Genomic DNA, 24,140 nt, shown 5'->3' on the forward strand with positions numbered 1-24,140 from the left:
ATTGATCGCAACGTAATCAACAACCCTTCGAAACAGTCGATTCTGGCAGCCCATTGCGAGGTCCATGGGATCGGGCTGTTGCGCGCCGACGGCGGTTTTCCGATTGAGCTGGTATCTTATCGGAATCAAATGCCCGATGGTTTCGGGCGCTACGTCGGCGTATTCGAAACCGCGGGGGTGCCCCGGCGTGTGGACAATATCGATTTCAGCGCGTCGCTGTCCGGCATGCCGTCCGACGCGGTTTCAGCGTGGGCCACGGGCACCATCGGGGATTTGAGCGCTCCGGCATTCTTTGTTAGGGGCGCACGGACAAATGCCGGACTGCGGCAGGTAGTCCTGCCGGTCAGCGATCTCAAATGCTCGCGGCGCCTGTGGTGTGACGTGCTTGGCTTCGGCTTGGTCAGCGAAACCAGCGCAATGGCGGAGCTTCGGTTTGTTTCGCCGGTAGCGGCTTGGCGCCTTGAGCTCGTTCTGGTCGCCTCGCCACCGCCCAAAGCGCGATCGGTGCTCGACGCCAAGGGCATGGCTTGTCTTTCGCTCCTGTCTTCGAATATCGCCGACGATGTCCCGCGCGTGATTGGCGGCGGGGCAAGGCTTCTCACCGATATTTTCGCCATAACGATCAACGGCCGGAATATGAAGGTCGCGATCCTCGCCGATATGGACGGCGCCTTCGTCGAGCTGCTTCAGGTCGGCCGTTAAGGAAGCCACAGCCGAAAGTTCGAATCCTCTCGAGCTTCAAACGTGGTTGAAGACAACTTTAAATGGGGATGCTGATGTGAAACGAATTGTCGATTTATCCTACCTCCTGCACGATGGCATGGCGACTTATCCGGTCCAGTGGTCGCCTCCGTTCGGGATTACGCAGCTCGGCCGCCATGGTATTGAGGGCCGCGAATCCCGCAAGATAGTGATGGGAACCCACACGGGCACCCATGTCGATGCGCCGCGTCATTTCATACCCGGCGGTGCGACGATCGATCAGCTGCCGCTCGAACCGTTCGTCGGGCCGGCCACGGTTGTCGATTTTACATTCGCAAAACCTCTGCAGGAGATCGAGGTTTCCGATTTTGAAAAGCAGCTGGGAAGCCGGCGCATCGAGCGCTTGATTATGCGTTTCGACTGGTCTGATCATTGGGGCAGCCTGAAATTCTATTCCGAACAACCCTATATCTCAGACGCAGCGGCCCGTTGGATCGTCGATCATGGCGTGAAGCTATTAGGAATGGACACGCCCCAGGCTGACAGCCCCAAGAACGGGCGTGGCGCGGAGCGAGATTCGCCAGTCCACAAGATCCTGCTGGCGGCCGGCATTATAAAACTGGAATACATGACGAACCTTCGCGAACTCGGTTCGAACGAATTCGAACTGATCGCACTGCCTCTCAAGATCCGCGAGGCCGATGGGGCGCCGGTACGCTGCGTCGGGATCGTAGACAATCAATAAGGTTGAACGCAACAATGAAGCACGAACAGCTTGTGCGCGAGTTCTTCGCACGGAATGCCGCTTCCTCGCTACCTGAAGGCCAGGACGGGCTTGATGTGTATTATCTGGACGCCGGCCTGATCGACTCGTTCGGAATTGTCACAATGATTTCCGATTTCGAGAGCGCATTGGGTATCACGTTTACTGCAGAAGACATGCAGTCGTACGAGTTTCAGACGGTCGGGGGACTGATCGGTATCCTTGATCGCCTCGCGGCTTCTTCCGCAGCATGACGATCGTTCCGAAAGACGTGATCTTCCTGTCGGAGTCGACGGAGAGTTGTGCGGATCGCTGGGTTGCGATGAATGTGTTTGCGCGAACATCTGTGGGGCTGAGCAGTGAGGTTTTCGAGCTTTTGGGCAGGATTGCGAACGACCCGGAGGCCGGAGGCGAAGGGCCGTTTCATTGCTGGCGCATCGAATATTTTTCGAATGAAGCGGGGTTACTCGCTGATCCAAGCCGTTTTCGCCGAAATGTCGACGAGTGGGAGGAGTTGTGCCTGACCCGAGCGGAATTGATCGCGGAACTGAAAACGCATTGCATCCTTGTTGATGACGAAACGGCTTATCGCAAGCGGTTCAAGCCGAAACGGAATCTGCTCGATCGCGAGCATTTCGGCAACTTCCATCAGCAGCACGGCCAGCATATGGCGCTGGCAAGACGGAAAGATCCGACCGACTGGTGGATGCGGCAGAAGTTTACGGAAGATCAGCTGTCGGTCCGGCCAGATACATTATATGGGGCTATCCAAAGCAAGTTTCTCGAAGCCTATACCGAAACGCGGATCAGTGAGGGGATGACGGTCGTCGATCTCGGCTGTGGAACCGGCGTCTATTCAAACATGATGGCCCGTCGGGGAGCGAATGTCCTCGGTATTGATCCCAGCGAGGAATATCTCAACGTCGCGAGGGCGAATGCGGTCCCGGGCACGCGCTTTGAGAACATGAAAATCGGCGAAGTAGGAGCTCTCGACAAAATACCGGCCTCGTCTGCGGATATGATCTTCATGAGCGACGCTTTGTTGTTCTATTTCGTGCCGTTCTATCCGGGCCAGAACGCGGATATTCATACCTTGCTGAAAGACATCAGGCGTATTTTAAAGCCCGGCGGTTTGTTCGTCAGCATGGAACCGCATGGCGTTTTCTACCTGATGCCGTGGCTGGGCGCGGTCGACCGGCCGTTCGTTGTCGTCACTGAATATCTTAACAAGTCGTTCGGAATCGTGCCGCCGCTGTCGTGGCTGATTCAGCAGGTGACTCGGACGGGATTCGCCGTAACTGACATGCGGGAGATCGTGCCGGGGGACTATTTTGAGAAGATCGATCCCCGAGGCTATCACTTCGCCAGCGAGTTTCCGCTGTGGCACCTGATCGAATTCAGACCATTTAGCTCCTGACATGAATCATCATTACACGCGGGACGATCTATTGCGAGCGATCGAAGGCGTGGGAATTCGCCCGGGCGATACTGTGTCTCTGCAGGTAAGCCTCGGGCGCCTCGGGATGCCCTTCGGCGTTGAACCGAACTATCCGGCGCTTTCAAATTTCATGATCGATTCTTTTTTGGAGGTGTTGGGTCCTCAAGGGACTCTCGTCGTGCCCACCTACACCTATTCGATCGGGCGCGGGACGGTGTTCGAAGTCGAAACAACGCCATCGTCGATCGGGCAGTTTCCTGAAGTGTTCCGCAGCCGGCAGGGTGTCGTGCGATCGCGCGACCCGATGATGTCATCGGCGGCCATCGGGCCACGAGCGGCCGCAGTGCTGCGGAACATTTCGCGGTCGTGCTATGGCGAGGGAAGCACCTTTCAACGGTTGCGCGAGGTCAATGCGCACATCTGCACGCTCGGCATTAGCCTCTATTGGGCAACGTTTCGACATCATATCGAGGAAGTCGCCGGCGTGCCATTTCGCTTCCCCAAGTCCTTCACCGGAATCGTTCGCGAAAACGGAAGGGAGTCGCGAGAAACCTGGTCTTACTTCGCTGCTCCGATTGTCGATAACTGCCAGCCGAACGGATTGCCTCTGGAGCGCCGCGCACGCGACACGGGATTGGTAAGAATAACGCCGGTCGGCCGTGGCGAGATCATGGCCATCGATGCCGGGAAATATTTCGAATTCGGCCTGAACGAACTGCGGACCAATCCGTGGCTGACCGCAAAGGGTCCTCCTGCTGCGGCCGAGGTGATCTTCAAGGATGAGCCGCAATGGTGGGCGGCGCGATCCGCGAATGGACCTCTGACTTGAGAGTCGTCTGTTTCTCTCCGAATGACGCGGTCTGGCGCTGGACGTTGCCGCAAGCTCAGTTTCTCGAGGCATTGCAGCAGCGTGGGGATGAGATCATCTATGTTTACTGCGACCGCGAGTATTCGTCTTTTTGCATGTCGATGGCGTCGTCAGGAATTCGGTTTACGTCTGACCCCAGCGCCAAGCAGGCAGTCTGCAATACGTGCGTGCGGCAATCGGAGATGGTGCGCTCCCGGGTCGGCTTTGCCGGCCGCACGCTACGATCGTTTCTGCGGCCCGAGGATATCGATGTCGCGGATCGGCTGAGCCGAGAGGCATCGATCGACGACCTCTATGATTATGTCGAACATGGCCTCACGGTCGGCCGGCTCGCACTTTACGAAACGATGATTCAGACAAAATCAATATCGAAAGATCTATCGCCTGAAGCCCAAGGCTTTTATCGCTCCAATTTCCGGAACACCCTGATTTCGGTCCGGGCGAGCAAGGCCATGCTGAATGAGCTTAAGCCCGATATCGGGGTCAGCTACCACACCGCATACGCCTACAATCGCGCCTTTCAGCGCGTTTTTGAAGAGGGCAACGTCCCAGTTTGGTTCCTGAACGCGAGCTTCAACGTTGCCGAACTCGATACGCACCTGATCGCGGCGAGATCTGATCCCGAAATTCTCTTTCGCAAAATGCTGGAGGACTGGCCGCGCTTCGAAGGCATTGCCTGCGCCGAACGGGACGTCGCCAGCGTCGCGGACCATCTGCTGGCCCTCATGGGTGGCGGCGGCTTCGGGTATTCAAACGCGATGCATCGGGGAACAATTGCCGTCATGCAGAAGCTGGGGTGCCCTCCCGGGAAAAAAATTGTTGCGGCGCTGTTGAGTAGCTATGATGAGCTTCTGGCCGCTGAATTGGCAGGGTTCGGATGGACGACACATAACGACGTGTTTTCATCCCAGGTCGAATGGGTGAGGTGGCTTTTTGAATTCGCCCGCGCGCGGCCGGATATGCACATCGTGGTCCGGGCTCATCCGCGCGAGTTTGCCGTCAACGGAGTCGGCAATCGATCCGAGCATTCCTATTTGCTGGAATCCGCGTTTGAGGAAAAGCCCGCAAATGTATCGATCAATCTGCCTTCGGACGGTATTGCGCTATACGATCTCCTGATGGAGGTCGATGCCGCGCTGATCGCATGGTCGTCCGCTGGGATGGACGCCGGAATGCTGGGCGTGCCGGTCGTGACTTATGCGGGAGATGCGCTGCTGTTTCCGCGGCAGTTGACCTACGACGCCAACAGTCGTGAGGAATATGCGGAGTTTGTCGATCAGGCAATCGGGGCAGGTTGGTCGCTCGAACGATCCAGGGCGTATTTTCGGTGGGCCGTGCTGATGATGGCGCGCACCCGAATCGACGTGACAAATGGCGCTAGCACGCCGACTAGGCAAAGCCGGCTGGGTCGCCTGGCGCGGCGTGCATCCAGGCGGCTTGCGCTTGCAGCGACTTCATTGAGCAGGGAAGAACTCGGGTTGCGTTTTTTGCGCCCGAGGCGGCTCTGTGACGCGTACAGGATTTTTACGCTGCTCGATCAAAACTTGTCGGCATTCTACGACGCAGACGCCGCACCGACTGGCCCTGATCTTCGAACGGAAACGGAAGCGCTCAGACGGCAGCTTCGAAGGATTTCCGAATTTGTCGAGAAGCGCCGCGGCAACTCGCCGACGAAGCTGAATTCCGCAATCTGTCGTTCATAGAGTGCCAGGTTACCAGATGTCTTCGTCCGCAATCGAAGTTCGATCGATCTCCAAGCAATATGATCTTGGCGAAGGCGGCAGTGTGTTGAGCTTTTTCAGGCAAACGAGCGAGAAGTTCTGGGCGCTTCGCGATGTCTCGTTTGAGATTCGTGAGCACGAAGCCGTCGGCGTCATCGGCTCCAATGGCGCCGGTAAAAGCACGCTGCTTAAAATTCTGTCGCGGGTCACCGCCCCGACGCAAGGCCGCGCTCGCATACGCGGCAGGATGGGGACGATCCTCGAGGTCGGTACCGGCTTCCACCCTGAACTGACCGGACGTGAAAACGTCTATTTGAGCGGCACGATTCTCGGCATGCGGAAGTGCGAAATCGACCGACGCTTCGACGAAATCGTGGACTTCGCCGGCGTCGAGAGGTTCATCGATACGCCGGTCAAACGCTATTCTTCCGGAATGTATGTCCGGCTCGCTTTCGCGGTCGCGGCCCACCTAGATCCCGATATCCTGATCGTCGATGAGGTTCTCGCCGTTGGGGACGTCGGATTTCAAAAGAAATGTCTCGCGAAGATGGACAGCAGCATCAATCAGGATGGGCGTACCATTATTTTCGTTAGCCATAACATGCAGGCCATCCGTAGCTTATGTTCCCGCGCGCTGCTGCTGCATCAGGGATCATTGGTCGCCGACGGACCAATCAGTGAGGTGCTTGCAAATTATGCCGATCGACAGCAAACGTCGTTCGATGTCCGAGAGCGCTCGCTCAACAACCGCTTGAATCGCACGCGAGGGCATGCACGGATCACCGCCTTATCGGTTTCGAGTCCGGGGCAGGCTGAACGTCGGAATTGGTCGTTCAATACCGATGACGCCCTCGAACTCAATATTTCCTATGAAGTGGTCGAACCGATCGAATCTCTCGATCTGGTGGTCTCGTTTTCTGTGGCCGGAAACGGGGATGTCGTGACCAGCCTCAGAGAAACTGTCCGCAGCGAGCCGTCGATGCCAGGCGCCTCGGGGCACATCAGGATCGAAATTCCGAAATTGCCGTTTCGGCCAGGGGAATTCGCGCTAACGCTTGGATTGGGCAGCAACGGTTTCGCCGTCTTCGAAGATATTCTTGATGCGAACGTGAACCTACCGCATCTCGTTATCGAGTCATTGGAAGACGACCTTTTTCGCCGCAATGGATTGGTTTCGATCGACTACAATGTTCACCATACAGAAACAAGAAATCTGCGATCTCTTGCCAAGGCGTGAGGGGAGATATCTTGATGAAGCAGCAGCTACGTTTTTATCCGGACATCGACTATCGGGTCCATCCAGCCTTTCGTGATCTTGGCGTTCCTGCACGCGATGACGATAGCGTCGTCGATGGCATGATCGCGAATATCGATCGCGATCTCGAAGCACTTCACGCGACGCGATATCATGCTGCCGCTCTGCGGGAGGCTTTCGACAGCGGACCGGGCTGCCGGATCGCTGAATTGGCGGCTTATCTCGATCGGACGACATCTAATGAGCGCGTTCGGCGGTTGCTCAGCCGAGCTTTCAAGGACGTCACCGCAGAACTGCTGTACGAAGCGCGGATCAGGAACGACCGTCATGAGTTCAACCGCATGCTGTCGCCGCAAGCGCGCCGCGTCGCCGACGATTTGAAACGGGATGGTGCGCATATTTGTCGGTTGACCGGTGCGGAAAGGCAGAAGCTCTGGGAGCTATGCGCGCCGGCGGTCGCAAGATTGCGCGCAGCGGCGGCTCTTAATCCCAAGACCCGCGTCGCGGAAAGCATGCCGCGCTACTCCGGTGTAGGAGTTCGCCTCGAGAAGTTCTTCCGCCGAAGTGGCGCTCTCGACGGACTGTCGGCCTATTTTGGGAGCAACGTAACTTTCACCGGGTTTTCGCTTGAATACTCCCACAACAAGCAGGATTGGTGGCAAAATTGCTATGCCGACGTTGGCTTGGCGACGTCAAAAACCGTCTACATGCACTACGACCATGGATGTCGAAATCCGAAGGCGATCGTGGCGCTCTCGAATGTGACCGAGGAAAACGGGCCGACCGGCTATATCAAGGGCAGTAACACCAAGCCAAGATCGAACTTTATTCATTTCCTAATCAAGTCCATCGACCTGCGCTTTTATGACGACTATGTTGCTGGAACGCGGAGCTATTATCGGCGGCGGTTTCAGGAGGTCGAATATAGGCGGGAGTTTCTCATGCTGCCGACGGCGCTTCAGGCCTGCAGCCATTTCGGCGAGGACATTACCGACGATACCGATCTCTCGGCCGATCTTCTGAAGGACGAAATCAAACTTACGCATGACGTCGGAAATTGCGTGGTTTTCGATGGCGACTATGGCATTCATCGCGGCGCGCTGGCCGAATCGGGCGAACGGTTTGTGTTTCAAGTTATTTTCGCAGTTGAACCGGAGATTCCGAAAATCAAGGCGCTCCAACAACGCGCGCGCGCAATCGCGCGCCGATTGTTGAAAGGCGAATGATTTCGAGATGACCCTAATTTCAAGTTTACACAAATTGGCGGATACGCTTCGGCGCAGAGTGGTGCCGCGCCGTACCGATAGTTTTACCGCGGCGGGGTTGATGAACGACGTCCTCAATGAGGAGAGATTCGTCGCCATCGATGTCGGAGCGGCGAACGGTCTTTTGCCGCATTGGAATTTGCTAAATGGCGTTGCCCATGTCTACCAGGTCGAGCCGCGCCAGGACGCCTGCGCTGAGCTTGAACGCGCCAATCAAGCAGCTGGTCTGACCGCGACACGGCATGTCGTTTGCGCCGGAGTCGCCGCGACGGACGGGCCGCGGACGCTCTATGTATCGAACGTTCCCACTGGAACGTCGATTCTCAAATTCGAGCCCGGCGCCGGCGCGGATTGCGCCGACTATGTTGATCCGAGCTATCTATTCCCGATTGTAGAGCAACGCATCGAGACAAGACGACTAGCATCGATCTTGAATGACGTGGGGGAGCCTCGGGTCGACCTGATCAAACTCGATATCCAGGGCGCCGAACTTGAAGCTCTTCGCGGACTCGGGCCGGAACGACTTCCAGATCTCCTCGGAGCCGAGCTCGAAGTGGGTATGCACGCATTCTATCCCGAGGAAGCCCGCTTTCCCGCAATCGAACGGTTCATGAACGAGATCGGCCTGGAGTTGTTCGACGTTCGCGTCGCGCGTGTTCGGCGGCCGCTGAACGGAGCAGAAGGAGGCTACGAAACGGAGATATTCTCGGTCGACCCCAACAGTCCGACGATTGCCGCACGCATCTGGGAATTCGACGCAATCTACTTCCGGAAGAAGTCATTGCTGCTGTCGAAAGGGGATGCGGGCGAGGTGAGGCGAATGACCCTCGTCTATGCGACTTACAATTACTATTCCGAGGCCCACAGCTTGGTCGACAAGGCCGAACACGCCGGGATTTTCGATGCCACTGCAGCGGCCGAACTCAAGCAGGCCATCGTCGACCTGCATCACGTCGCGACCTATCGCGCCTGGTTGGCGAACACGCCATTCTGGCGCAGGGTTCGCGCGCTCGGTGCGCGCATTGCGCCGAGGAACGCTCCGCGCTGGTGCCAGCACATGTACCAGGCCTATCCGAACGGATAGTCTTGCGCCGCACCCGCCAATTTTCGGAAAAACCCGCAGTGACCTCTTTCGCATCCCGATCCGCAAAGCCGGTCTACGAGATTTCACCGAGCGCTTTGCACGCGTTCAAACTCGGCGAGCTTTGGCACTATCGCCATCTTGCCATGCTGCTGGCGTGGCGGCATATCAGAGCGCGCTATAAGCAGACGGCGCTCGGTTTGCTCTGGGCGGTGATCGTGCCGGTCGCGTTCACGTTGATTTTCGTTGTCTTCTTTCGGCTGGTGCCGGCCCAGCCGGCTGGAAATCTGCCCTACATTCCCTCGGCCTTCGCTGGCATGATCATGTGGCAATTGTTTACCCGCGGCGTTTCGGAAGGGGCCACCAGCCTGACCAGCAACGCCAGCCTGATCACCAAGGTCTATTTTCCACGCATTATTTTGCCTCTGGCGGCGGTTCTATCCGCGATATTCGATGTGTTGATATCGTTCGTGTTGCTGGCCGGCGTCCTGGTCTGGTTTCAGATCCCGCTGCAGCAGCAAATGCTGCTGGCTCCGCTGTTCGTGCTGCAGGTGGTGCTGGTCGTCGTTGCTTTCAGCCTCTGGCTCTCTGCGATCGACGGAGTATTTCGCGATCTTCGTCATGCGCTGCCGCTTATTCTTCAATTGGGAATGTTTGTTAGCCCGGTGGCCTACACCACCTCCGCGATCGTCCCGCAGAAATGGACATGGCTCTACGAATACAATCCGCTGGTGGGACCGTTGGAGGGCTTTCGTTGGTCGCTCCTTCAAGGCGCCCCTGGCGTCAGCACCTCAGCCGAAATCAAGTCGTTGGCCATCACGGTTGTTTTGCTTTTGACCGGGCTTTTGTTCTTCGCGCGCATGGAGCGCACGATCGTGGACCAGGTCTGAAGCCCATAGCGCCCTGAAGATGGAATTTGGTCTCAAGCAGTTCGTTCGGGCGGCGGTCCCCATATGGTTGACCGAGCGCGCGCGACGGCTGGCCGAGAGGCTCGATCCGTTCGTCAATCTTGCCTACTCGCAGGACGGCGAGGATATGATCCTGCGGCGCCTCTTCGAAGACAAGGCCTGCGGATTCTATGTCGACGTCGGTGCGCATCATCCCTTTCGATTTTCCAACACGTGCTATTTTTATCGGCGGGGCTGGTCGGGCATCAACATCGATCCGAACCCGGAAGCGATCAAAGCGTTTCAACGCGATCGCCCGTCTGACATCAATGTTTGCGTTGGGGTTTCGGACGCGGCGGGAGAACTATCATTTCACTTCTTCAACGAGCCTGCCTTGAACACTTTCGACGCCGAGCTGGCGGTGGAGCGTGCGCGGTTGCCTGGCTACCGTTTGCTTGAAACAAGAAGCGTTCCGGTGCGCAGGCTGGAGGATCTCCTTACCGCGCATCTTCCGCCCGACAAGCAGATTGACTTTTTATCCATCGACGTCGAAGGCATGGATTTGTCCGTTCTTCGTTCAAACGACTGGAGCAGGTTTCGTCCTCGCTTCCTGCTGGTCGAGGCGCACGAACGAACCATTTTGGCCATCGAGCGTGACCCGATCAACCGCTTTGCAGTTGCAGCTGGCTACCGGTTGGTCGCGAAGACGCTCAACACGCTGATCTATGAAGACGGATCATGCGCGTCGATGTCGAGCGGGCCATCCTAAGATGCCCGATTTGGCGCCCATCGTTCTGTTTGTCTACAACCGGCCGGAGCATACGCGCCGGACCCTGGATGCTTTGGCGGCCAATCCGCTGGCAATCGAGAGCGATCTGATCATCTATGCGGATGGTCCGAAGAGACCGGAGGATGCGGCAGCTGTCCAGCAGGCGAGGGATGTCGCTCGTGGCGCGTTCGGCTTCAGATCCGTAAGATTGATCGAACGCGAGAAGAATCTCGGGCTGGCCAATTCGATTATCATGGGAGTCTCGGATGTCTGTTCGGCGCGAGGCCGCGCGATCGTCGTCGAAGACGATCTGCTTGTCGCGCCGCAATTTCTGACGTTTCTCAATCGGGGCCTGGAGCGCTATGCGGATGAGCCGAGCGTGTTTCAGGTTTCGGGGTATATGTTTCCCGTTATGGCGGAAACGTCGTCTGACGGGCTGTTCCTGCCGCTAATCAGCTGCTGGGGATGGGCGACTTGGCAGAGAGAGTGGAGTCAGTTTGAACCGTCCGCTACCGGATACAAGCAACTTGAACGCGATCCGCGCCTGCGCGCCCGCTTCAACCTTGACGGTAACTACGACTATTTCGGCATGCTGAAGGATCAGATCGATGGAAAGATCGATTCCTGGGGGGTACGCTGGCTGCTCTCGGTGTTCCTCAAAGGGGGGGTGGTCCTCTATCCACGAACATCGCTCGTCCAGAATGTTGGTATTGATGAGTCCGGTACGCACGGGGCGGGTCTTGCGGTATTGCAGGGGGATATGGACATTGATGCCGATGTCGCTCGTTGCTACGAGAATTGGCCGTCAGAAATAAGCGTCGATATGGACGTACTCGATCGCGTGAAACGCGTGCTTTCCGGCTCGCAGTCTCATCCGGTGATCCGGCTCATCAGAAGGCTTCTCAAATGAAAGACTACGTTCGGGAGTTTATCCCTCCCATTCTTCTGCGTGGTGTCCAAGGACTAAGGAGCCACGTGGTTGCGCTGCGACCCATTAAAAGCGATGGCAGCGAACAAGATCTCGACATCTATTGGGATCCCAAGATGGCCGAAATGCTCGATCACTGGGGCGAAGGCAACGCCTGGAACGATATCCAGCTATTGATGGCTGGCCGTAAGGGGCGGGTACTGGATATTGCCTGCGGCACAGGCCGCACCATGGAATTGCTAAAGAGCAATCCCGATCTTGAGGTACACGGCTGCGACATTTCGAACATGTTGATCGAAAAAGCCATTGCGCGGGGAATTCCCAAGGAAAGGCTTCTGGTGACAGACGCGATGGCCATGAGCTACCCCGACCAGCTTTTCGACTGGGCCTATTCCATCGGGTCACTTGAGCACTTTACGGCAGATGGAATCGAGAAATTTTTGAAGGAATGCCGTCGTGTGGCTCGCTACGGATCATTCCACATGATTCCCGTCTCACGAAGCAACGCGGACGAAGGATGGATAAAAACCTTCCAGAGCTACCACAACAACGGCACGGCTTGGTGGGACAAGAAATGCCGTGCTGTCTATGAAAAGGTGGAAATCCTGGATTCGTCATGGACCGATCGGATGTCGCTCGGCAAGTGGCTCATTTGCCTCTCGTCATGATCAACGACTTTTTATCGTCTTAAAGATGTTTTCGCTGATCTTGAAATTGCGAAGCCGCTGGCTGGATGTCATGGGCCGCCTATGGGATCATCGGCAGCGACAGTACTGTCGCTGCGGCGAAGGCTCCCGAATTCTCGTGTCCGGCCAGATCGTCAATGCCGGTGACCCAGAAAATGTCGTGCTGGGGAGATGGACCTGGCTTGCGGGGGAACTGCTTGTCTATCCTTACGGCGGTCGTATCGAAGTCGGAGATCACTGCTATGTCGGCGAAGGGACGCGAATATGGTCGCTTTCGCATGTAAAGCTAGGCAGTCGTGTTTTCCTATCGCATGGCGTGAATGTACACGACAACGATGCTCACTCTTTCTCCGCCTCTGAGCGTCATCGGCATTTTCGAGATCTGACTCAGATGGGTGCGGCAAGTTTTGTCGAGAACATTGCCGCCGATAAGATCGAGATCTGTGATGACGTTTGGATCGGCTTCAACGCCACGATTTTGAAGGGCGTGCGGATCGGAGAGGGGGCCATTGTGGGAGCCTGCTCCACTGTCACTCACGACGTCGCTCCTTATACTGTGGTCGCTGGCAATCCAGCTATAGCAGTCGGTCAGTCTCTGCCATGAACGGATAGATATTGTGCGTATCTTAGAATCACTGCTGTCTCGTATTCGTCGCGTCGATTCGATCGAATCCCGGACGATCTACCTTCAGGAAGGGATCGGTCGAATCGAGGCCAGACAGACCGAGAATGCAAAAACGCTTCGTGAAGCCGAATTTCGAGTTTTTTCGCAGTGGGGTGAGGATGGCATTATTCAATTTCTCACCCGGCATGTCCCCGTCGAAAACAAGACCTTCGTGGAGTTCGGGGTCCAAGACTATCTTGAATCCAATACGCGCTTTCTCATGGTCAAAGATAACTGGTCGGGTCTTGTCGTCGACGGCAGCGTTGAAAATGTCGATAGGATCCGCCGCAGTGAAATTTATTGGCGGCATAATGTACGTGCCGAGTGTGCGTTTATCACCCGCGACAACATAAACGATATTATCCGTTCAGCTGGAATCGGCGGCGATATCGGTTTGCTGTCGGTCGACATCGACGGCAACGATTATTGGGTTTGGCAGGCGATTGATGTTGTCAAGCCCCGGATCGTTGTGACGGAATATAACGCGCGTTTTGGCGCGGATCGTGCGGTGAGCGTTCCTTACGATCCTCAGTTCGTGCGAGCACACGCACACTATTCGATGATCTACTACGGCGCTTCGCTGGCTGCATTGGCCCAGCTTGGCGAAGCCAAAGGCTACAATCTTGTCGGCTGCAATTCGGCCGGCAACAATGCATTCTTTGTGCGTAAGGATATTCAGCCGGCCAGCCTGCCGAGCTTGAGTGTCCGGGAAGCTTACGTCCGGGCGTCTTTTCGCGAGACGAGAGATCCGTCCGGAAATCTCAGCTTTTTGTCGACAACGGAGGAGCAGAAGCTTCTCGAAACATTGCCGTTGGTCGATCTCAGTTCATGACATCCCCGAATGCAGCGACCGTCCTCGTGACCGGGGGGCTCGGCTTCATCGGTCGACATGTGTCGCAGCACTTTAAATCGCAAGGCAATCGCGTCGTCGGCATCGGTCACGGCAACGCTACCGAAGCCATCGATTTTGGACTAAGTCGCTGGCAGTCCGGCGAGGTGTCGCGCCAGTCTCTTGAGGCTCTAGCTGAGCGCATTGATCTGATCGTTCACTGCGCGGGCAGCAGTCTTGTTGCCGCTTCATTCGCCGATCCCGATGCGGAATTTCGCAAGAGTGTCGGCTCCGCGATTGAAGTTCTGGAGTTCGCGCGTCATCAGGCGAGGAGCCCGCGCATCGTCGTGCTGTCCAGTGCTGCTGTCTATGGTATCGTCACGCAATTGCCGATCAGCGAAGACGCGCCGCTCGATCCGATTTCCCCCTATGGCAAAAGCAAGCTTGCGATCGAACAGCGCTGTCAGCGGTATGGCCGCGACTATGGGTTGGAGATCGCAATCGTCCGCCTGTTCTCGGTCTACGGACTCGGCTTGCGCAAGCAGCTTTTCTGGGATGCTTGTCAAAAGTTTGCAAAAGGCGACGGCCGCTTCGGCGGCACAGGGAACGAGCGCCGGGATTGGCTGCATGTCCGTGACGCGGTTCAATTGATCGATGCTGTCGCGAAGCAGGCATCCGTGGCGGTTCCGATCGTCAATGGCGGGACCGGAAACTCCATGACGATTCGCGACGCATTGATGCACCTTCGTGGGCTCTGGCCCGCATCGGTGCCGGAGATTAGCTTCTCCGGAGAGGCGCGCCAGGGCGATCCGCCGGGCTACGAAGCTGATATGGCGCGTGCGTACGCGCTCGCGTGGGCGCCTACACAAGAGTTCGCTGAAGGCCTGGCGGATTATGTCTCATGGGCCAGTAGTCTTCTGACATGATCCGTGTCGGCTTTATCCTGGAATTCGCCGGTAACGGCTGGCTTGGCGGAACGAGTTATTATCGCAATCTGTTTTCTGCCATCGCGGATTTACCCGAACGAAGGATCGACCCGGTTCTGATTACATCGAGTCGTGGTTTCGAACCGATGAAAAGCCAATTTCCGGATGTAGCGGTCGTCAGCCTGCCGCTGCTGGACGCCCCTTCGGTCGTCGGCAAGGCGCGGCGAGTGATGCGCGTCTTATCCGGGCGCGATATCCTGATAGAGCGTGCTCTAAAGTCCGAGAACATCCGGATTCTCTCGCATTCGGGATATTTCGGTCAACGCTCACGGATCGCAAGCATCGTTTGGATTCCCGACTTCCAGGAACTGACATTTCCCGGCTTCTTCTCGGAACGCGAACTAGCGGCTCGCCGTCGAAATGCGAGCAACTGCTGTCGGCATGCCTCAACAGTGTTGCTGAGCAGCCAAGCTGCCCTCTCGGATCTGCGCAAAATCGGGGTAAGAGATATCGAAACGGCGGTGCTGCCGTTCGTCGCGTCTGTACCGTTGGCGCAGGACATCTTGCCGCGAGACCAGCTCAGAACCAAATATGGCGTAGCCGATAAGTTCTTTCATCTGCCTAACCAGTTCTGGATTCATAAGAATCATATCGTGGTCTTGGAAGCACTGGCGTTGTTACGTCAGCAAGGCGCTGTGGTTGAAGTCATCGCGACCGGTAATACGGCCGATCCTCGGCAGCCGGATTATTTTTCATCGCTGACGGCGACCGCGCTCAGGCTTGGTATCGAAGATCTGTTCAAGCCGTTGGGTGTGGTGCCGTACCAGGACTTAATGAGTCTCATGCGCCACGCTGTCGCTGTGATCAATCCATCAAAATTCGAAGGCTGGAGTACCACCGTCGAAGAGGCGAAATCGATGGGAAAGGCAATCGTGCTCTCCGATATTCCTGTTCATCGGGAGCAGGCTCCGGACCGGGCAGCATTTTTTCCCGCTGACGACGCTCGCTCGCTAGCGAAACAAATGTGGGAAGCGTGGAATCGGTGGGACGCTGACGAAGACGTGCAGTTTGTTGATCGAGCTGCGGCCAATCTTGTGGGCCGACGAGCAGCGTTCGCGCGACATTATGAAGAGATCGTTCTCTCCACCTTGGACAGACACGGCGCCGGTGTGAAACGGACAGCAGTGTTCGCGCGCCAAAGTCCTCAGAATCGATAGTCCTTCGCGCATGCGCATTTCCGTGGTCACGCCATCCTTCAACATGGCGCTTTATCTGGAGGATACGATCAAGTCAGTGATCGACAATCTCCGGCCTGGCGATGAGTATTTCGTCATCGATGGCGGTTCGACCGACGGCAGCGTCGAAGTCATTCGAAGCCATGAGGCCAGCCTCACGGGCTGGGTCAGCGAAGCGGATGCCGGCTATGCGGACGCGCTCGCCAAAGGCTTTGACCGTGCGACCGGTGATATCCTGTGCTGGATCAACGCAAGCGACATGTATCTGTCTGGCGCGCTCGATGCAGCGCGGCGCTTGCTAACCGACGATCTCGACATGATCTTCGGTGACGATTTCTACATCGATGAAGACAATCGGGTGCTGTCCTATAGTTGCGGATGGGTTCCAGACTTGCGCATGGCGACTTTGTACGGGGGCTGGACGCCACTCCAAGATGCGTGTTTCTGGCGCCGCAGACTGTATCAAAAGATCGGTGGGATCGATCGCTCACTGAAATATGCCGCAGACTATGATTTGTTCCTGCGAATGGCCCTTGCAGGCCGCCCCGGCTACATGCCATTCACCTTCAGCGCATTCCGGCGGCATGGGGGACAGAAGTCCATCTCCGGCTCCGCGGCATACGAGCGCGAGCGCAGGCGCGTCCGGGCAAGGGAAATCGGCGCATGTAGCTCTAGTCCAGTGCTGAAGGTGCTTTTCCGGGGGATCCATCGGGTGGCGATGAGCGCGCGCGCCCGGATCGCGCCGCTAGCATGGCGCAGGCCGGACCTAACGGGAAGGCTGGTGACGAGCCTTCCTTGCGCCGCTTACTGGCAGCCCGACGAGCGGGTAAGAGAAAGCGCGTCGTCGGGCTGATCGCTCTGCTAAGGGAAACGTTTCCCGATCGTCGCTATTGATTGTCAGTTCAAATCAATAATTGTTCCGACATCGGAAATTGGACCATGTTCACATACGAAGACAACAGATGCGCACCCTTCGGACAAACCGTTTCAACAGTTGCGGCACACATTCGACGCAGCAACCGAGCCTGTTCGCCAATTCTGGCCCTGCGGATGAAGATCGATACGTATCAACAATGAGCTTTTCTTCGGTTGGTCGTCTCGCGCCGGACCCACAGTGAGGTCGATTGATTTGTGATGATGGATTTTGCCAAGCGCTGGGTCGGCGCGGTTGTGGACTGGCGCCGCCTGGTCTCGGTGCGATATCTGCCGCGCTATGTGTCGGACTGGCTGGCGTTTCGCCGATGTGCAGGATCGTGGTCGGTCGCAGTTGCCGACAGTTATCCCTGCCTCACGGACCAGCTGCCGACCACCCCGTTCGATCCGCATTACTTCTATCAGGGAAACTGGCTTGCCCGGCGGCTTGCGGAAGCCAAACCGCGACAACATATCGACATCGGGTCGAGCGTGCTGACCGTGGGCGTGCTCTCCGCCCATGTACCGACAATCTTCGTTGACTACCGGCCGCTGGTCGTCCGGCAAAGCGGGTTGAGCTGCGTGGCGGCGGATATCAATCGTCTGCCGTTTGCGGATCGGTCAGTGGCGAGTCTGTCTTGCCTGCACGTTATTGAGCACATCGGGCTGGGGCGATATGGCGACCCCATCAATGCCGACGGGGCCCGGCTGGCCGCTGAGGAGTTGCAGCGTTTGGTCGATCAAGGCGGAACGCTCTATCTGTCGACGCCGATCGGACGGGAACGGGTGTGCTTCAACGCGCATCGCGTGTTCGCGCCGCCGACGATCCTATCCTGGTTTTCGCAGCTGCAACTGAAAAATTTTTCCTTTGTGTCGGACGACGGTAAGCTGCATGAGGACGTGTCTCCCGCGCTGGTTCCGGAGCTCGACTACGGCTGCGGCTTTTTCGAATTTTGTCGGTAACGCTGGTCGCTTGCCGTCGGTCTCAGGTGTGTGCCTTCAATGTTATCAGGTCTACGACGCCTCTTCGCCGCCAGCGACCTACTTGCCTTCAATGTGCGCAATCGCGACAGGTGGATCGCGGAGCAGGCGGCGGGCGTGCCTGCCGGATCGAAGGTGCTCGATGTCGGGGCCGGATCGGCGCCCTATCGCTCGCTGTTTGCCCATTGCGAATACAAAACCCAGGATTTCGCGCAGCTAAAGGATGATCAGTTGCGGCACGGCGGCTATGCGCCCATCGATTTTGTTTCAGACGCGAACGCTATCCCCGTTTCCGATGCGAGTTTCGACGTAGTCCTCTGCACCGAAGTGCTCGAGCATGTTCCGGAGCCGATTGTCGTCGTCCGGGAATTCGGCCGCATCGTCGCGCCAGGCGGTCGCCTGATCCTGACTGCGCCGCTGGGTTCAGGCATTCATCAGGAGCCGTTCCATTTCTATGGTGGTTTCACGCCCTACTGGTACGAGCGTTTCCTCGCCGCCGCCGGGTTCGAGGCCATCACGATGACCGCGAACAATGGCACGCTACGCCATGTCGGCCAAGAAACCATCCGCTTCGCGCGCATGACGCGACCCTTTAGCTTCGCCGCGCCGGGATTGACGCACCTCGTGTGGCTGCCGGCGTGGCTCTTGCTCGCCCCCATTCTCCTGCTTGCTGTGCCGCTCGCGGCCAAATGGCTCGACGCGACTGATCGAGAGCGGCGCTTCACCGTCGGCTATCACGTCACTGCCACGCGGAAGGCCGAGCCCTGAGCCATGAAGGTGCTCTGTGTCCTCAGCCGCTATGCCTATGGCCTACCTGAGCGCGGCGAGAATTACGACTATATCCACTTCGTGCCGGCCTTCGCCCGGCTAGGGCATGAGGTTGAGCTGTTCGATTCCGGTGATCGCTCGCGCCATCGCGACTTCGCCGCGCTGAATCTCGCGCTGCTCGCAAAGGTGATCGCATTCCAGCCCGACGTCGTGTTCTGCGTACTGACGCATTACGAAATCTGGTTCGAAGCTCTCGACCTGATCCGTAATCGCAGTCCGGCGCTGATCGTGAACTGGGGAACTGATGATTCCTGGAAATTCGAGCAAGCGTCGCGCTTTTTCGCTGGCCATGTCGATCTCCATGTGACGACCGATCCCACTGCCGCGGCGGCGGCCGCCGCACGGGGGCAAGGCAATGTGTTTTTGTCGCAATGGGCGGCCTCAAGCGCCACTCTCGCCGCCCCCTGTCCAGCGTGCGATTGCCGCTACGACGTGAGCTTCGTCGGCAGCATCTATGGCGCGCGCGCGACCTGGATTTCGGCCCTGCGCGCGAGTGGTGTTAAGGTCTCGTGCTTTGGTCATGGCACGGAACGTGGTGTCGTTAGCGCCGACGAGATCCCCGAAATCTACCGGACTTCCCGTATCTCGCTGAATTTTTCCGGCTCCGGTCAGCGCAACGCGCGCGGGACTGGCGCGCATCAGATCAAGGCGCGAACTTTCGAAGTTCCGGGGGCGGGTGGCTTTCTGCTTACCGAAGAAGCTCCCGAGCTCGAGCGCTATTTCGGCGTAGACCGCGAGATCGTGACCTTCGCATCGCCAGAAGACCTTGTTATAAAGACGCGCTATTTTCTCGCTCACCCCGAGTTGCGTGACAGCATTGCGCGTGCTGGGCACTACCGCGTTCGCGCCGCTCACACATATGAACAACGCCTCGCGGAGATTCTCGATCGGTTGCGCGTGGTCGGTGACACGCGGACGGCGCAGCCGTGGCTGCTCTCGGTCGAGGCGCTGGCGGACGCCGTCGCGCGCCATCGCAGCAGAGCTTTCGTGAGTTTCATCCGCACGGCCCTCGTGGTTCCGTTTAGCCTCATGTTCGGCAGGCAACGTGGGCCGCGCGCTGCGCGGCGATTGCTCTATGAATTGTCATGGCGCCTGCTGGGGGCGGCGACGTACCAGGCGTGCGGCCTGCCGGGCCGTCTTTTCTATCGCGAGAGCTGACGTTGGCTGCGCAACCGAATGAGACACATAAAAGCAAGAGCGTTGCGTTGCGAGAGCGGTCATCCGCGTGTCTCCGTCATCACGGCTGTACGCCATAACGCCGCCACGTCGGCGCGGCGGCGTTATGGCAGAGACAAATTGTGCTGGATAGCGACGTGAGAGTGTACCAGTCGGGTTGGGAGAAAACGGCTGCGAAGCCCCCGTGTTTGTCTTTTTTCCGCGCACATTGGGGCGAGCATCGCGCCGGAGTGGTAGGAGCTGCTTCGCGATATCCCCGACGTCTGGGTAGACAAGCCCGCGAAGTTGCGGCAGAAGGATCGGGACGCGCGTCCGACTGTGAAGTTACCAAGGCCAAGCGGAGCGAGGACGGCTTAACTTTGATAGAGGTGGTGTCCGGGCGTTGAAGTCGGAGTAGACATTGCGGGACGGGCAACTCATCGCGTTCGACGACAGACTGATTGGGAACGGGGTGCGCGAGCGGCGGCGTACCGTACTTCTGATGCCTACAGGAGCGCGGGCGCACAGACATATCGCTGCAGGACTTCCAGGTCGCTTTTTTCGTGAAAACTGATTGTTCGAACTTATGATTGATGGACAGCCGCTTGTCTCGGTCATAATGGCGATGCGCAATGCGTCCGCAACTGTGCGCGATACGATTCGCTCCCTGCAATGGCAAACGTTGAGCGATTGGGAGCTTATTCTGCTCGACGATGGCTCTGTCGATAGCAGTGTAAGGGTCATCGAATCCTTCAATGATCCCCGAATTCGCTTGTTTGTCGACGGTCGGCGTATGGGGCTTGCGGCTCGTCTGAATCAGGCGGTTGGCACAGCGCGTGGTCGGTTCATCGCGCGAATGGATGCCGATGATGTCTGCTTTCCGCTACGTCTTGAAAAGCAGGTTGCATTTCTTGAGGCTCATCCTCAGATCGATCTGATGGCGTCGAGTGCCGTGGTATTTTCCGGTGATGAACAGGTTGGTCTGCTTCCCGTGAGTCTCAATCATGATGACATTGTCCGTCACCCATTTCGGGGGTTTTCCTTTCCTCACCCGACATGGTGTGGTCGCGCGGAATGGTTCCGAACGAACCCGTATGATGGGTCATTGGGAACAGCGGAAGATCAGGATCTGCTGCTACGCAGCTATGGACACAGCAAATTTGCCGGTATAGGCGATGTCTTGATCGGATATCGGCAGCCGCGGTTGGAAATCGGAAAACTCTTGCGTGGCCGATTGGTATTCAGTCGGTCTGTATGGCGCCATGCCGGGGCGATCGGGCCGTTTGTATCCGGGATCAATGGAATTTTGTCACAAGCTGTCAGGGCTACTGTGGATATTGTGACAATCGGGCTTGGCTTGAATCGATGGTCACAGCGACGGCGTCTTCACGCCGTTCCGCGTGACGTTTACGATGCCTGGCTAACACTCCGCGCCAGACTGCAATGCAATCAAGGGACCTAATTTCGGATGTGCGGAATCTCGGGTATCATTGAAACCTCTTGGTCGGGAAAACCGAGACGACAATTTGGAGTTCATCTCCAGTCCTGTCGCGTGGCGGCGGAGCCGCTTGTGCGAAACCATAGGGCTTCGTACGAAAGTGATCCGATCGATTGAACCCCTGCTTCCCTGAAGCATGAATGCAAAATGCTCATCTTTTTCAAGCGCTCCGCGTTTGAAGTCCCTCGTGAAACGCCGGCGAACGGTGCGTTATCTCGATGCAGCGGTGAAGTATGCGACTTCACCCGAATGGCGGGTAGCGTGGAAAAATAGTATTTTTGCCGCGTCGCTCTCGCAATAATAGAGGCTACTTAGGTGGAAGCTGATTTGTTAGAAAAACTGCGCGATAAACGCGCTGTTATAGGAATTATTGGTCTAGGATATGTGGGCCTGCCCTTGATGCTTCGTTATTGCGAGGTAGGCTACAAGGTTATCGGCTTTGACATCGATAAGGCAAAGATCAATGCCTTGTCGCAAGGCGCAAGTTATATAGAGCACATTCCAGCAGCCTCTATCAGGCGAGCGCTTGAAGCGGGTTTTGAGGCGACAAACGATTTTTCTCGCGCTTCCTATGTCGATGCCATAATTCTTTGTGTGCCAACTCCTCTAAATAAATCCCGTGAGCCAAATTTGGGTTTTGTATTAAATACAATGGATGCATTGCTTCCATTTTTGCGATCTGGTCAACTTGTCTCATTGGAAAGCACGACTTATCCCGGAACAACGGATGAAGAGCTCTTGCCGCGGATCGAGTCTTGTGGGCTCAAAGTAGGGCGCGACGCCTTTTTAGTTTTTTCTCCTGAGCGGGAAGACCCAGGAAATCCCAATTTTACCACTAAAACAATACCAAAAATCTGTGGTGGCTCGACAGAAGCTTGTCTGAAACATGGTATAGCGCTTTACGAACAGGTGATCGATGTTATTGTTCCTGTAAGCTCGACAAGAACAGCTGAGCTGACTAAGCTACTGGAAAATATACACCGAGCAGTAAATGTTGGCTTGGTAAATGAAATGAAAATCGTCGCCGATAAGATGGGTATAGATATTCATGAAGTTATCCGAGCTGCTGCAACTAAACCGTTTGGATTTGTGCCTTACTATCCTGGGCCTGGATTAGGAGGGCATTGCATTCCAATTGACCCATTTTATCTTACCTGGAAAGCGAGAGAGTATGGTGTTCACACCCGTTTTATAGAACTAGCGGGTGAAATTAACTCTTCGATGCCAGATTATGTCATTTCCAAGGTAGTATCAGCACTAAACTCGGTCAAAAAAGCAATCAATGGCAGCCGTATTCTAGTCTTAGGAATCGCTTACAAGAAGAACGTGGACGACATGCGAGAATCCCCTTCCGTCATTATAATGCAAAAACTACTTGAATTAGGCGGGGATGTCGCATACAGCGACCCACATATTGCTAAGTTTCCAAAAATACGCAATTATTCCTTTGGGCTTTTCAGCGTACAACTAACAAGAGAAAATATTCAAAAATATGACTGCTTGGTGTTAGCGACAGATCATGATAAATTCGACTACGAAATGATTAAGAATAACGCGGCGCTGATCGTTGATGCGCGCGGACGATACTTGGAGGCAGCCGCTAATATTATAAAGGCATAAGTATTAAAATGTAGAGACTACCGTTGCAGATAGAAGGGGTTAGTTTCGCGGTTATTGGGATACGGACGTATGGCCAAAAATCATGCTCCGTCTTGAATAGCACGCAAGCCGCGCGGAATAAGTTGGCAATTTGGAATATTTCAGCGAAAATTTTGGAAGCAAGCGCATTTCAAGATGCCCCTTGGAGACGGACCGCTGAAATCGTTGTTTTAACGATGTCGGGGGCATGGGTTCGCGCGATCTTTGAGAAGCTTGCCGGCGCTGTGGCGGTCCATTGGTAAAGGCTTCGATATCTTGTTATGGGCTTTGATGTAGCGACTGATGGCGTCTTCGAGATCCGCGACGGATTCGAAAACGCCGCACCGGTCGCCCGGTATCCATCGATGTTGGGCGCGGCGAATTGCGCGGACCCAGAGCGCCTTTGTCAAACTCGCCATGATCCGACTCACGACGCGCAGAATCGCAAGACTTTCAATTTCACCATGAAATCGCCGGACCGGCTCTCAGAAAACTCTGTAGTCAATCGTGAAGTCTTGGTCCAGACTCTGGAATATTAAAAAATGAACCGCTTGTGCAATCTTGGTATCGCAATCATCGCGACAATACTTTTATTTCTTCCCATTCTGGTGATTGGGATTTTTGTCAGAAGAACCTCGCCAGGGCCAGCTCTCTATTGGTCGGATCGTGTAGGATGTAATAACAAAATTTTCAAAATGCCCAAATTCCGTACGATGCGCGTCGGCACGCCGGCGGTCGCCACCCATATGTTGACAGATCCTGCGATTTTCCTCACTCCGATCGGCTCATTTCTACGCACGACCAGCCTCGACGAATTGCCTCAGCTCTGGAGCATTCTGAAAGGTGATATGAATTTCGTCGGTCCGCGCCCCGCGTTATTCAACCAGACCGATCTCATTGCCCTGCGCACCCTGCAGGGGGTACATAAACTCGTCCCGGGGCTGACCGGATGGGCGCAAGTAAATGGCCGAGACGAACTGCCGATCTTGGATAAGGTCAAGCTAGATGCCGAGTATTTGCGCCGACGTTCGTTCTGGTTTGACCTATGGGTCCTTTGGCTGACCTTCGTGAAAGTCCTCCATCGTGATGGAGTGTCCCACTAGCTCTCAAT

24 protein-coding genes and 1 pseudogene are annotated in these 24,140 nt (G+C 56.3%); 24 read left to right on the forward strand and 1 reads right to left on the reverse strand.

All coding sequences use genetic code 11. The annotated features are described in order from the left end of the window. Positions 1 to 129 precede the first annotated feature (129 nt). The 23 genes from FEV16_RS07185 (at position 130) to FEV16_RS07295 (ending at position 23,011) form a co-directional block, all read left to right on the forward strand. The gene (locus tag FEV16_RS07185) at positions 130 to 702 is read left to right on the forward strand and encodes a VOC family protein (RefSeq protein WP_138166953.1); all 573 of its coding nucleotides are present in this window, start codon (positions 130 to 132) and stop codon (positions 700 to 702) included. Positions 703 to 778: 76 nt separating this feature from the next. Continuing rightward, a complete protein-coding gene (locus tag FEV16_RS07190; RefSeq protein WP_210234867.1) occupies positions 779 to 1,447 on the forward strand; it encodes a cyclase family protein in 669 nt (222 codons plus the stop codon). Positions 1,448 to 1,461: 14 nt separating this feature from the next. Continuing rightward, on the forward strand, positions 1,462 to 1,719 hold the full coding sequence (locus FEV16_RS07195; protein ID WP_138166954.1) for a phosphopantetheine-binding protein: 258 nt from the start codon (positions 1,462 to 1,464) through the stop codon (positions 1,717 to 1,719). Beyond that, entirely contained in the window at positions 1,716 to 2,882 is a 1,167-nt protein-coding gene (locus FEV16_RS07200) for a class I SAM-dependent methyltransferase (protein ID WP_138166955.1), read from the forward strand. The genes FEV16_RS07195 and FEV16_RS07200 overlap by 4 nt, the downstream gene beginning before the upstream one ends. Position 2,883: 1 nt before the next feature. Then, entirely contained in the window at positions 2,884 to 3,732 is an 849-nt protein-coding gene (locus tag FEV16_RS07205; protein ID WP_138166956.1) for an AAC(3) family N-acetyltransferase, read from the forward strand. Continuing rightward, a complete protein-coding gene (locus FEV16_RS07210) occupies positions 3,693 to 5,474 on the forward strand; it encodes a hypothetical protein (RefSeq protein WP_138166957.1) in 1,782 nt (593 codons plus the stop codon). The genes FEV16_RS07205 and FEV16_RS07210 overlap by 40 nt, the downstream gene beginning before the upstream one ends. Before the next feature lie 16 nt (positions 5,475 to 5,490). Continuing rightward, positions 5,491 to 6,729, forward strand: coding sequence for an ABC transporter ATP-binding protein (locus FEV16_RS16850; RefSeq protein ID WP_171015156.1), 1,239 nt, complete (start codon positions 5,491 to 5,493; stop codon positions 6,727 to 6,729). A 14-nt stretch (positions 6,730 to 6,743) separates the two neighbouring features. Further along, positions 6,744 to 7,973: a hypothetical protein gene (locus FEV16_RS07220; RefSeq protein WP_138166958.1), complete on the forward strand. Its 1,230-nt coding sequence runs from the start codon at positions 6,744 to 6,746 to the stop codon at positions 7,971 to 7,973. 100 nt (positions 7,974 to 8,073) lie between these two features. Beyond that, positions 8,074 to 9,096, forward strand: a complete 1,023-nt coding sequence (locus FEV16_RS07225) for an FkbM family methyltransferase (protein WP_171015157.1) — start codon at positions 8,074 to 8,076, stop codon at positions 9,094 to 9,096. Positions 9,097 to 9,134: 38 nt separating this feature from the next. Beyond that, a complete protein-coding gene (locus tag FEV16_RS07230) occupies positions 9,135 to 9,983 on the forward strand; it encodes an ABC transporter permease (RefSeq protein ID WP_171015158.1) in 849 nt (282 codons plus the stop codon). A 19-nt stretch (positions 9,984 to 10,002) separates the two neighbouring features. Beyond that, positions 10,003 to 10,749 (forward strand): FkbM family methyltransferase, encoded by a 747-nt coding sequence (locus FEV16_RS07235; RefSeq protein WP_138166961.1) that lies wholly within the window; start codon positions 10,003 to 10,005, stop codon positions 10,747 to 10,749. 1 nt (position 10,750) lies between these two features. Continuing rightward, a complete protein-coding gene (locus FEV16_RS07240) occupies positions 10,751 to 11,659 on the forward strand; it encodes a glycosyltransferase family A protein (protein WP_171015159.1) in 909 nt (302 codons plus the stop codon). Beyond that, positions 11,656 to 12,345, forward strand: a complete 690-nt coding sequence (locus FEV16_RS07245; RefSeq protein ID WP_138166963.1) for a class I SAM-dependent methyltransferase — start codon at positions 11,656 to 11,658, stop codon at positions 12,343 to 12,345. Before FEV16_RS07240 ends, FEV16_RS07245 begins: the two co-directional genes overlap by 4 nt. Before the next feature lie 25 nt (positions 12,346 to 12,370). Continuing rightward, complete coding sequence (locus FEV16_RS17420) at positions 12,371 to 12,967, forward strand: acyltransferase (protein ID WP_171015160.1); 597 nt, start codon at positions 12,371 to 12,373, stop codon at positions 12,965 to 12,967. 13 nt (positions 12,968 to 12,980) lie between these two features. Beyond that, positions 12,981 to 13,859, forward strand: coding sequence for a hypothetical protein (locus FEV16_RS07255; protein WP_210234868.1), 879 nt, complete (start codon positions 12,981 to 12,983; stop codon positions 13,857 to 13,859). Next, positions 13,856 to 14,782 carry an NAD(P)-dependent oxidoreductase gene (locus FEV16_RS07260; protein ID WP_138166966.1) on the forward strand — a complete coding sequence of 309 codons (927 nt, stop codon included), beginning with the start codon at positions 13,856 to 13,858 and terminating at the stop codon, positions 14,780 to 14,782. Before FEV16_RS07255 ends, FEV16_RS07260 begins: the two co-directional genes overlap by 4 nt. Next, positions 14,779 to 15,999, forward strand: coding sequence for a glycosyltransferase (locus FEV16_RS07265; protein ID WP_138166967.1), 1,221 nt, complete (start codon positions 14,779 to 14,781; stop codon positions 15,997 to 15,999). Before FEV16_RS07260 ends, FEV16_RS07265 begins: the two co-directional genes overlap by 4 nt. Before the next feature lie 10 nt (positions 16,000 to 16,009). Further along, positions 16,010 to 16,870, forward strand: a complete 861-nt coding sequence (locus FEV16_RS07270; RefSeq protein WP_138166968.1) for a glycosyltransferase family 2 protein — start codon at positions 16,010 to 16,012, stop codon at positions 16,868 to 16,870. 281 nt (positions 16,871 to 17,151) lie between these two features. Continuing rightward, complete coding sequence (locus tag FEV16_RS07275) at positions 17,152 to 17,892, forward strand: DUF268 domain-containing protein (RefSeq protein WP_138166969.1); 741 nt, start codon at positions 17,152 to 17,154, stop codon at positions 17,890 to 17,892. 39 nt (positions 17,893 to 17,931) lie between these two features. After that, positions 17,932 to 18,678, forward strand: coding sequence for a class I SAM-dependent methyltransferase (locus tag FEV16_RS07280; RefSeq protein WP_138166970.1), 747 nt, complete (start codon positions 17,932 to 17,934; stop codon positions 18,676 to 18,678). A 3-nt stretch (positions 18,679 to 18,681) separates the two neighbouring features. Next, on the forward strand, positions 18,682 to 19,896 hold the full coding sequence (locus FEV16_RS07285; protein ID WP_138166971.1) for a glycosyltransferase: 1,215 nt from the start codon (positions 18,682 to 18,684) through the stop codon (positions 19,894 to 19,896). 571 nt (positions 19,897 to 20,467) lie between these two features. After that, positions 20,468 to 21,355, forward strand: a complete 888-nt coding sequence (locus FEV16_RS07290) for a glycosyltransferase family 2 protein (protein ID WP_138166972.1) — start codon at positions 20,468 to 20,470, stop codon at positions 21,353 to 21,355. Between the two features lie 351 nt (positions 21,356 to 21,706). Beyond that, positions 21,707 to 23,011: a nucleotide sugar dehydrogenase gene (locus tag FEV16_RS07295; protein ID WP_138166973.1), complete on the forward strand. Its 1,305-nt coding sequence runs from the start codon at positions 21,707 to 21,709 to the stop codon at positions 23,009 to 23,011. Between the two features lie 169 nt (positions 23,012 to 23,180). On the opposite strand, the pseudogene FEV16_RS17185 reads toward FEV16_RS07295, so the two are convergent. Then, positions 23,181 to 23,370 (reverse strand): annotated as a pseudogene (locus tag FEV16_RS17185) (hypothetical protein); the annotation flags it as partial. Between the two features lie 201 nt (positions 23,371 to 23,571). Here FEV16_RS17185 and FEV16_RS07300 point away from each other — a divergent pair. Beyond that, positions 23,572 to 24,132, forward strand: a complete 561-nt coding sequence (locus tag FEV16_RS07300) for a sugar transferase (RefSeq protein WP_138166974.1) — start codon at positions 23,572 to 23,574, stop codon at positions 24,130 to 24,132. The last annotated feature ends 8 nt before the right edge of the window (positions 24,133 to 24,140 follow it).

Origin of the sequence: Methylocystis sp. B8, from assembly GCF_005771425.1 — a bacterium.
GTDB lineage: Bacteria > Pseudomonadota > Alphaproteobacteria > Rhizobiales > Beijerinckiaceae > Methylocystis.

Bases quoted from the DNA above. Each gene is read 5' to 3' on its own strand.
- FEV16_RS07185 (WP_138166953.1), top strand. From the start codon at position 130: ATGCCCGATGGTTTCGGGCGCTACGTCGGCGTATTCGAAACCGCGGGG.
- FEV16_RS07195 (WP_138166954.1), top strand. From the start codon at position 1,462: ATGAAGCACGAACAGCTTGTGCGCGAGTTCTTCGCACGGAATGCCGCT.
- FEV16_RS07200 (WP_138166955.1), top strand. From the start codon at position 1,716: ATGACGATCGTTCCGAAAGACGTGATCTTCCTGTCGGAGTCGACGGAG.
- FEV16_RS07205 (WP_138166956.1), top strand. From the start codon at position 2,884: ATGAATCATCATTACACGCGGGACGATCTATTGCGAGCGATCGAAGGC.
- FEV16_RS07210 (WP_138166957.1), top strand. From the start codon at position 3,693: ATGGTGGGCGGCGCGATCCGCGAATGGACCTCTGACTTGAGAGTCGTC.
- FEV16_RS16850 (WP_171015156.1), top strand. From the start codon at position 5,491: ATGTCTTCGTCCGCAATCGAAGTTCGATCGATCTCCAAGCAATATGAT.
- FEV16_RS07220 (WP_138166958.1), top strand. From the start codon at position 6,744: ATGAAGCAGCAGCTACGTTTTTATCCGGACATCGACTATCGGGTCCAT.
- FEV16_RS07225 (WP_171015157.1), top strand. From the start codon at position 8,074: ATGAACGACGTCCTCAATGAGGAGAGATTCGTCGCCATCGATGTCGGA.
- FEV16_RS07235 (WP_138166961.1), top strand. From the start codon at position 10,003: ATGGAATTTGGTCTCAAGCAGTTCGTTCGGGCGGCGGTCCCCATATGG.
- FEV16_RS07240 (WP_171015159.1), top strand. From the start codon at position 10,751: ATGCCCGATTTGGCGCCCATCGTTCTGTTTGTCTACAACCGGCCGGAG.
- FEV16_RS07245 (WP_138166963.1), top strand. From the start codon at position 11,656: ATGAAAGACTACGTTCGGGAGTTTATCCCTCCCATTCTTCTGCGTGGT.
- FEV16_RS17420 (WP_171015160.1), top strand. From the start codon at position 12,371: ATGTTTTCGCTGATCTTGAAATTGCGAAGCCGCTGGCTGGATGTCATG.
- FEV16_RS07260 (WP_138166966.1), top strand. From the start codon at position 13,856: ATGACATCCCCGAATGCAGCGACCGTCCTCGTGACCGGGGGGCTCGGC.
- FEV16_RS07265 (WP_138166967.1), top strand. From the start codon at position 14,779: ATGATCCGTGTCGGCTTTATCCTGGAATTCGCCGGTAACGGCTGGCTT.
- FEV16_RS07270 (WP_138166968.1), top strand. From the start codon at position 16,010: ATGCGCATTTCCGTGGTCACGCCATCCTTCAACATGGCGCTTTATCTG.
- FEV16_RS07275 (WP_138166969.1), top strand. From the start codon at position 17,152: ATGATGGATTTTGCCAAGCGCTGGGTCGGCGCGGTTGTGGACTGGCGC.
- FEV16_RS07280 (WP_138166970.1), top strand. From the start codon at position 17,932: ATGTTATCAGGTCTACGACGCCTCTTCGCCGCCAGCGACCTACTTGCC.
- FEV16_RS07285 (WP_138166971.1), top strand. From the start codon at position 18,682: ATGAAGGTGCTCTGTGTCCTCAGCCGCTATGCCTATGGCCTACCTGAG.
- FEV16_RS07300 (WP_138166974.1), top strand. From the start codon at position 23,572: ATGAACCGCTTGTGCAATCTTGGTATCGCAATCATCGCGACAATACTT.